Raw genomic sequence first — 6,109 nt, forward strand, 5'->3', positions numbered from 1 at the left:
GCCTTTCGGCTGCCTCAGTCTCCCCAGACTTTACGGCTTAGTTGCTACGGATGTACTCATCCATTTCGGTTTTCAGGTTATCGGATTTAGTACCGAAAATTGCCTGTACACCAGAACCAGCAACGACTACCCCTGCCGCGCCCAGTTTTTTCAGACCAGGCTGGTCAACTTTTGCCACATCGGCAACGCTAACGCGCAGACGAGTGATACAGGCATCCAGGTTGGTGATGTTTTCTTTACCGCCGAACGCAGCCACCAGTGCCGGAGCCATTTCGCTGGTTGCACCAGCTTTAGACTCTTCGGATACGTCTTCACGACCCGGGGTTTTCAGATCCAGCGCTTTGATCAGCACACGGAACACGGTGTAGTAAACCGCTGCATAGCACAGGCCTACAACCGGGAACAACCACAGTTTGCTGCCGTTGCCGGACAGGACGATGAAGTCAATCAGACCGTGAGAGAAGGACGTACCGTCACGCATACCCAGCAGAATACAGATCGGGAACGCCAGACCAGCCAGGATCGCATGAATTGCGTACAGGATCGGCGCAACGAACATGAAGGAGAACTCGATCGGCTCGGTGATACCGGTCAGGAACGAGGTCAGCGCTGCGGAGATCATGATACCGCCCACTTTCGCACGGTTCTCTGGTTTAGCAGAGTGCCAAATCGCGATAGCAGCAGCCGGCAGGCCGTACATTTTGAACAAGAAGCCGCCAGACAGTTTGCCCGCAGTCGGGTCGCCTGCCATGTAGCGCGGGATATCGCCGTGGAATACCTGGCCTGCAGCGTTGGTGAATTCGCCGATCTGCATCTGGAAAGGAACGTTCCAGATATGGTGCAAACCAAACGGTACCAGGCAGCGCTCGATGAAGCCGTAGATACCGAACGCAACAACCGGGTTCTGGTAGGCAGCCCATTGAGAGAATTCCTGAATAGCAGTACCAATCGGCGGCCAAATGAAGGACAGCACAACACCGAAGATAATAGCGGCCAGACCGGAGATAATCGGAACAAAACGCTTACCGGCGAAGAAGCCCAGATACTCAGGCAGCTTAATACGGTAGAAGCGGTTAAACATATACGCAGCGATGGCACCGGCGATGATACCACCGAGGACACCAGTATCTGCCAGGTGTTTAGCCGCGATTTCTTCTGCAGGTAAATGCAGTACCAGCGGTGCAACCACGGACATGGTTTTAACCATAATGCCGTAGGCAACCACAGCAGCAAGACCGGAGACGCCATCGTTATTGGTGAAGCCCAGAGCAACACCGATAGCGAAGATCAGCGGCATGTTAGCAAAAACAGAACCGCCTGCTTCGGCCATTACGTGAGAAACCACTTCTGGCAGCCAGCTGAAGTTAGCAGACCCGACGCCCAGCAGGATACCTGCGATAGGCAGTACGGATACCGGCAGCATCAGCGATTTACCGACCTTCTGCAGGTTAGCAAATGCATTCTTAAACATAATTGAGAGTGCTCCTGAGTATTTGTGCTTTTTTTACGCTTTTTGCGCGTTGGCACGGGGGGAGAACCGTGCTGTGAACAGGACATCTAAGTGCCCTTTATTTATTACACAGAGTAAAATAAATCCGAATAAGTTTGTTTGACGGCTATCACGTTTCAGTTAGCGTCAGAGGCAAAACTTTCATAGATTTACAAAACCCGTTACCGAATGTGTCAAAAAAAGCGTTCACCGCCTCTTTTGTGGCGGTGAACTTTACTCTTATTACTTATTAATTACGAGCACTAAAATAAGCTGAAAATTCAGAGGGATTGCAGGCGGGACGGATCAATATGGAACAACGTGGCGAAGTTTTCTGTGGTTTTTTGCGCCAGTTCATCGACCGAAACGCCCTTTAAAACTGCCATATATTCAGCTACATCCCGTACATACGCCGGTTGGTTTTCTTTACCGCGGTGGGGAACTGGCGCCAGGTAAGGCGAATCGGTTTCCACCAGCAAACGATCAAGCGGGACATAGCGCGCCGCATCACGCAGTTGCTCCGCGTTACGGAAAGTGACGATCCCGGAAAATGAGATATAGAAGCCGAGATCTAATAACTGACCCGCCGTTTCCCTGTCTTCCGTAAAACAGTGTAGTACGCCTCCGCAGTCCGACACCTTTTCTTCACGAAGGATAGCCAGGGTATCTGCACGCGCATCACGAGTGTGAACGATAACCGGCTTGTTCAGTTCACGACCAATACGGATATGGTCACGAAACGACTCTTGCTGGCGGACTTTAGTTTCCGGCGTGTAGTAATAGTCCAGCCCTGTTTCACCCATCGCCACAACGCCTTCTTCTGCGGCCATTTGGCGTAAATCTTCCACCGCATAGGCTTCATCCTGATTGAGCGGATGAACGCCGCAGGAAAAAGCCACATCACTACGTTCTCCCACCAAAGCGCGCATACTGCGATAACCCGGCAGTGTCGTCGCCACGGCGAGGAAAAACTTCACATCGCGGGCCGCGGCTTTATTTAATGCGTCATTCACGTCCGTATGTAACGACTGATAATCCAGGCCATCGAGATGGCAATGAGAGTCGACTAAAAACATAATTTCTCTCTTAAAAATACTGTCCGGGCAACGCGGCACCGGGTTGCAGGTAACGCTCTATGCGTAATAAAAGGTCGGTCAAAAGTAATTCACGGTTGACGCCAACCACTGTCAGCAACTGTTCGCGACATTCAGCCACCGCACGCATGCAGGCTTGCAGGCGTTCGCCATCAAACTGGCTGGCAAGCTGGCGTACCAGCATAATCGCATCCATATTCGTCAGCAGCGTTGCGCCCTGCTGAACCTTCAGCGCGTCCAACAGAAGTGTTGCCAGCCAGTGTAGACGTTCGGCCACCTGTTCGTGGTTCAGTGTTGTCAGCAGCGACAGCCAGTTGCCATCCCCCAGCAATTGTCCAACGGACTGGCACAGCGCCTGACGCGGTGCGCGGTTGTCCGCCTGCAGCAGTTGCGCTGCCGCACCGGGAGCGCCGCCACACAAGCGTAACGCACTGACAATCGTTTCATGTGACGCGCTGTGCTCGCGGGCAAGCCAGGCACAAGAATAGCTTTCAGCGGGTGGTGCGAGGTGATGCATCCGACAGCGGCTGCGCAAGGTTGCCAGTAATCGCGCCGGCTCACGGCAGTTCATAAAAAACCAGGTCTCTTTCGGCGGCTCTTCCAGCGTTTTGAGCAGGGCATTTGCCGCCGCGTCCGTTAATAGCGAGGCATCCTGGATCCAGACAACTTTAGCGCCGCCAAGACGCGCATGTTCATACAGTTTTTCACTGATATCGCGTACCGCATCGATCCCAAGCGTAGTCTTGCCCTTCTCGGGCGCCAGCTGGTAATAATCCGGATGGGTACCCGCCTGCATTAACTGGCAGCCACGACAATGGCCGCAGCTTTTGGCATTTTGCGGATGCTGGCAAAGCAGATAACGGCTCAGCGCATAGATCAGCGCATCATCACCCATTCCCGGTAGCGCGTGAACCAGTAATGCATGATGCCCGCGACCGGCCTGATAACTGGCGACCAGTTGCTCATAATCCGACCGCAGCCACGGGTACCATCTCATGCGCCCTGCTCCTGCGCCCAGGCAGTAACAGTCTGACGAATATCCGCCATAACGTCTTCGAGCGATTGCGTGGCATCAATGGTACGAATGCTTTCATCTGCCGCAGCCAATTCAAGGTAGCGCGCGCGTGTACGGTTGAAGAAATCCAGAGACTCCTGTTCTATGCGGTCCAGCTCGCCACGGGCGCGAGCGCGTTTGAGCCCTACTTCCGGCGTAACGTCCAGATAAAGCGTCAGGTCCGGGCGGAAATCCCCCAGTACTGCGTCACGCAACGTTGCCAGCATCGTCTGGTCAACACCGCGTCCACCGCCCTGATAGGCTTGTGTAGAGAGGTCGTGGCGATCGCCTATTACCCAGTTCCCGTTGGCCAGTGCAGGTTTAATCACCGTTTCAACCAATTGAACGCGGGCAGCATAAAACATTAATACTTCGGCCTTAACTGTAATCGTCTCATCGCCGACAGAGCGAATGTCCAGCACCAGACTGCGCAGCTTTTCTGCCAGTTGAGTACCACCCGGCTCGCGGGTGAAAATCATCTTTTCCACACCCAACTGACGCAGCGTGTCGACCACAACATCGCGTGCGGTGGTTTTTCCTGCCCCTTCAAGCCCTTCAATGACGATATATTTACTGCCCATTTTTTTCCTTAAGTACTTTTAAATAGTCCTGCACTGACCGGTTGTGGCTGGCGAGATTGGTGTTAAATGTATGCCCACCTTTACCATCAGCGACAAAATAGAGATAGGGCGTTTTTGCCGGGTGCGCCGCAGCTTTCAATGAGGCTTCGCCAGGTGTAGCAATGGGACCCGGCGGCAGGCCGCTGATGATATAGGTATTATAAGGTGTCGGCGTTTCCAGGTCAGCGCGTGACAATTTACCATTATACCGCTCCCCCATCCCATAAATCACGGTGGGATCGGTTTGCAGCCGCATCCCGATACGCAGACGGTTGATAAAGACCGATGCCACCTGATCGCGCTCGCTGGCTACTGCTGTCTCTTTCTCGATGATGGAGGCCATGGTCACCATCTGGTTTTTATCCTGGTAGGGTAACCCCTCCATTCGCCCTTCCCACGCCTGGTCAATCGCCCGCACCATTTTTTGGTGCGCGCGCCTGAGCAGTGCAACATCCGTAGTGTTAGCGGTATACATCCAGGTGTCCGGCCAGAACCATCCTTCCACCCAGTCCGCATGCTCGAGATCCAGTGCCTTTGCAACCGTCGCATACTCGTCATCTTTCAGGGTGTGCTTGATATATGGCGCGTCACGCAGCTGCTGCAGGTAATCGCTTAGCCGCATCCCCTCAACCAGACGAAGCGGGAACTGCGCCTCTTTGCCGCTTTCCAGCAACCGGAGCATTTCACGCACCGTCATGTCAGGGGAAAAACGGTAGGTACCAGCTTTAAAGTGCGAAAGATCAGGCTCCACACGCAGCAACCACTGAAAGACACGCGGGCGATTAATCACTTTCTCGCTATAAAGCTGTTCACCCAACGCAACGCGCCCGGTTCCGGCCTCCAGCGTAAAAATAGTCTCCTCTTTAATGAGGATCTTACTGTCAGCCAACTGACGAACTTTCCATATACCTACGCCTGCCGCAATCACAAGGACCAGCAGAAGGAGAAGTACAACGCGCAACATTTTTTTCATGACGATATCGGGTGCTCACAAAGAGGGGCCAGAAATTGGTACAACTCCCGGGAAGTCCAGCGTATGTCATTCCACGCGCGCACGGGAATGACAGGCATTAATGCATTACAGATAATGACTTCATCAGCAGTGTTGAGTGCATCAGGTGACGCATTGATTTCGACAACGCGATAGTCGGAAGATGCCAGCTGGCGCAGACAAAATTGCCGCATGATGCCGTCTACACCCGCATGACTCAGGTTTGGGGTAAATACATCACGGCCTTTGCGCCAGAAAATATTCGCGGCACAGCATTCCGTAACCCACCCTTCACTGTCAAGAACCAGCGCCTCGTCATCGTGTGTTTGCTCAAGATAACGGCGGATCAGCACCTGCTCAAGACGATTGAGATGTTTGAGACCGGCAAGATGCGGATTACGCCCCAGTCGCACAGGGCTGAGCGACAGCGTGACGCCCTCTTCCCTCCAGCGAGCGTAATGCACAGGATAAGCGGCAACACTGAGAATACGCGTCGGGTTTTGACAGTCGGCTCCGCTGTAACCGCGTCCGCCGGCGCCACGACTGATGATAGCTTTCAGGACCCCGCTGGTTCTTTCCGAGGCAATGCGACACATTTCGTCTTCCAGCTCTTCCCATTGTCTGAAAGGAATAAATAGCCTGTCACACGCCAGTTTGAGACGATGCAGATGTTCAGCCAGCAGACTGATCGTGCCGTTGTCGATACGTGCCGTAGTGAAACAGCCGTCGCCGAATTGAGTCGCTCTGTCATTTGCGGCAAGAGATGCCTGCTCGCAACCATTAATCAATAACATAGAGGCTCCTTATGCGTGGCAGAGTAGTGTGGCAGGACACTCTGCACAGGACAAGCGGAGAACACTG

The 6,109-nt window shown here is 53.5% G+C and carries 6 protein-coding genes; all 6 read right to left on the reverse strand.

Translation table 11 applies throughout. The annotated features are described in order from the left end of the window. Positions 1-37: 37 nt before the first annotated feature. Positions 38-1,471: a PTS glucose transporter subunit IIBC gene (gene ptsG / locus AAIG39_RS24240; RefSeq protein ID WP_090087900.1), complete on the reverse strand. Its 1,434-nt coding sequence runs from the start codon at positions 1,469-1,471 to the stop codon at positions 38-40. A 299-nt stretch (positions 1,472-1,770) separates the two neighbouring features. Then, complete coding sequence (locus AAIG39_RS24245; RefSeq protein WP_090087902.1) at positions 1,771-2,565, reverse strand: metal-dependent hydrolase; 795 nt, start codon at positions 2,563-2,565, stop codon at positions 1,771-1,773. Positions 2,566-2,575: 10 nt separating this feature from the next. After that, a complete protein-coding gene (gene holB / locus AAIG39_RS24250; RefSeq protein WP_343194924.1) occupies positions 2,576-3,580 on the reverse strand; it encodes a DNA polymerase III subunit delta' in 1,005 nt (334 codons plus the stop codon). Further along, on the reverse strand, positions 3,577-4,218 hold the full coding sequence (tmk, locus tag AAIG39_RS24255) for a dTMP kinase (protein WP_249572179.1): 642 nt from the start codon (positions 4,216-4,218) through the stop codon (positions 3,577-3,579). The genes holB and tmk overlap by 4 nt, the downstream gene beginning before the upstream one ends. Further along, positions 4,208-5,230 carry a cell division protein YceG gene (gene yceG / locus AAIG39_RS24260; protein ID WP_090087907.1) on the reverse strand — a complete coding sequence of 341 codons (1,023 nt, stop codon included), beginning with the start codon at positions 5,228-5,230 and terminating at the stop codon, positions 4,208-4,210. The genes tmk and yceG overlap by 11 nt, the downstream gene beginning before the upstream one ends. Beyond that, entirely contained in the window at positions 5,227-6,042 is an 816-nt protein-coding gene (gene pabC / locus AAIG39_RS24265; protein WP_343194925.1) for an aminodeoxychorismate lyase, read from the reverse strand. Before pabC ends, yceG begins: the two co-directional genes overlap by 4 nt. Positions 6,043-6,109 lie beyond the last annotated feature (67 nt).

Origin of the sequence: Phytobacter palmae, assembly GCF_039409775.1 — a bacterium.
In the GTDB taxonomy this organism is placed as follows: Bacteria; Pseudomonadota; Gammaproteobacteria; order Enterobacterales; family Enterobacteriaceae; genus Phytobacter; species Phytobacter palmae.

What these genes read in the sequence shown, in the direction of transcription:
- holB (WP_343194924.1), bottom strand. Translation starts at nt 3,580, where the DNA reads ATGAGATGGTACCCGTGGCTGCGGTCGGATTATGAGCAACTGGTCGCC.
- pabC (WP_343194925.1), bottom strand. Translation starts at nt 6,042, where the DNA reads ATGTTATTGATTAATGGTTGCGAGCAGGCATCTCTTGCCGCAAATGAC.
- yceG (WP_090087907.1), bottom strand. Translation starts at nt 5,230, where the DNA reads ATGAAAAAAATGTTGCGCGTTGTACTTCTCCTTCTGCTGGTCCTTGTG.
- ptsG (WP_090087900.1), bottom strand. Translation starts at nt 1,471, where the DNA reads ATGTTTAAGAATGCATTTGCTAACCTGCAGAAGGTCGGTAAATCGCTG.
- AAIG39_RS24245 (WP_090087902.1), bottom strand. Translation starts at nt 2,565, where the DNA reads ATGTTTTTAGTCGACTCTCATTGCCATCTCGATGGCCTGGATTATCAG.
- tmk (WP_249572179.1), bottom strand. Translation starts at nt 4,218, where the DNA reads ATGGGCAGTAAATATATCGTCATTGAAGGGCTTGAAGGGGCAGGAAAA.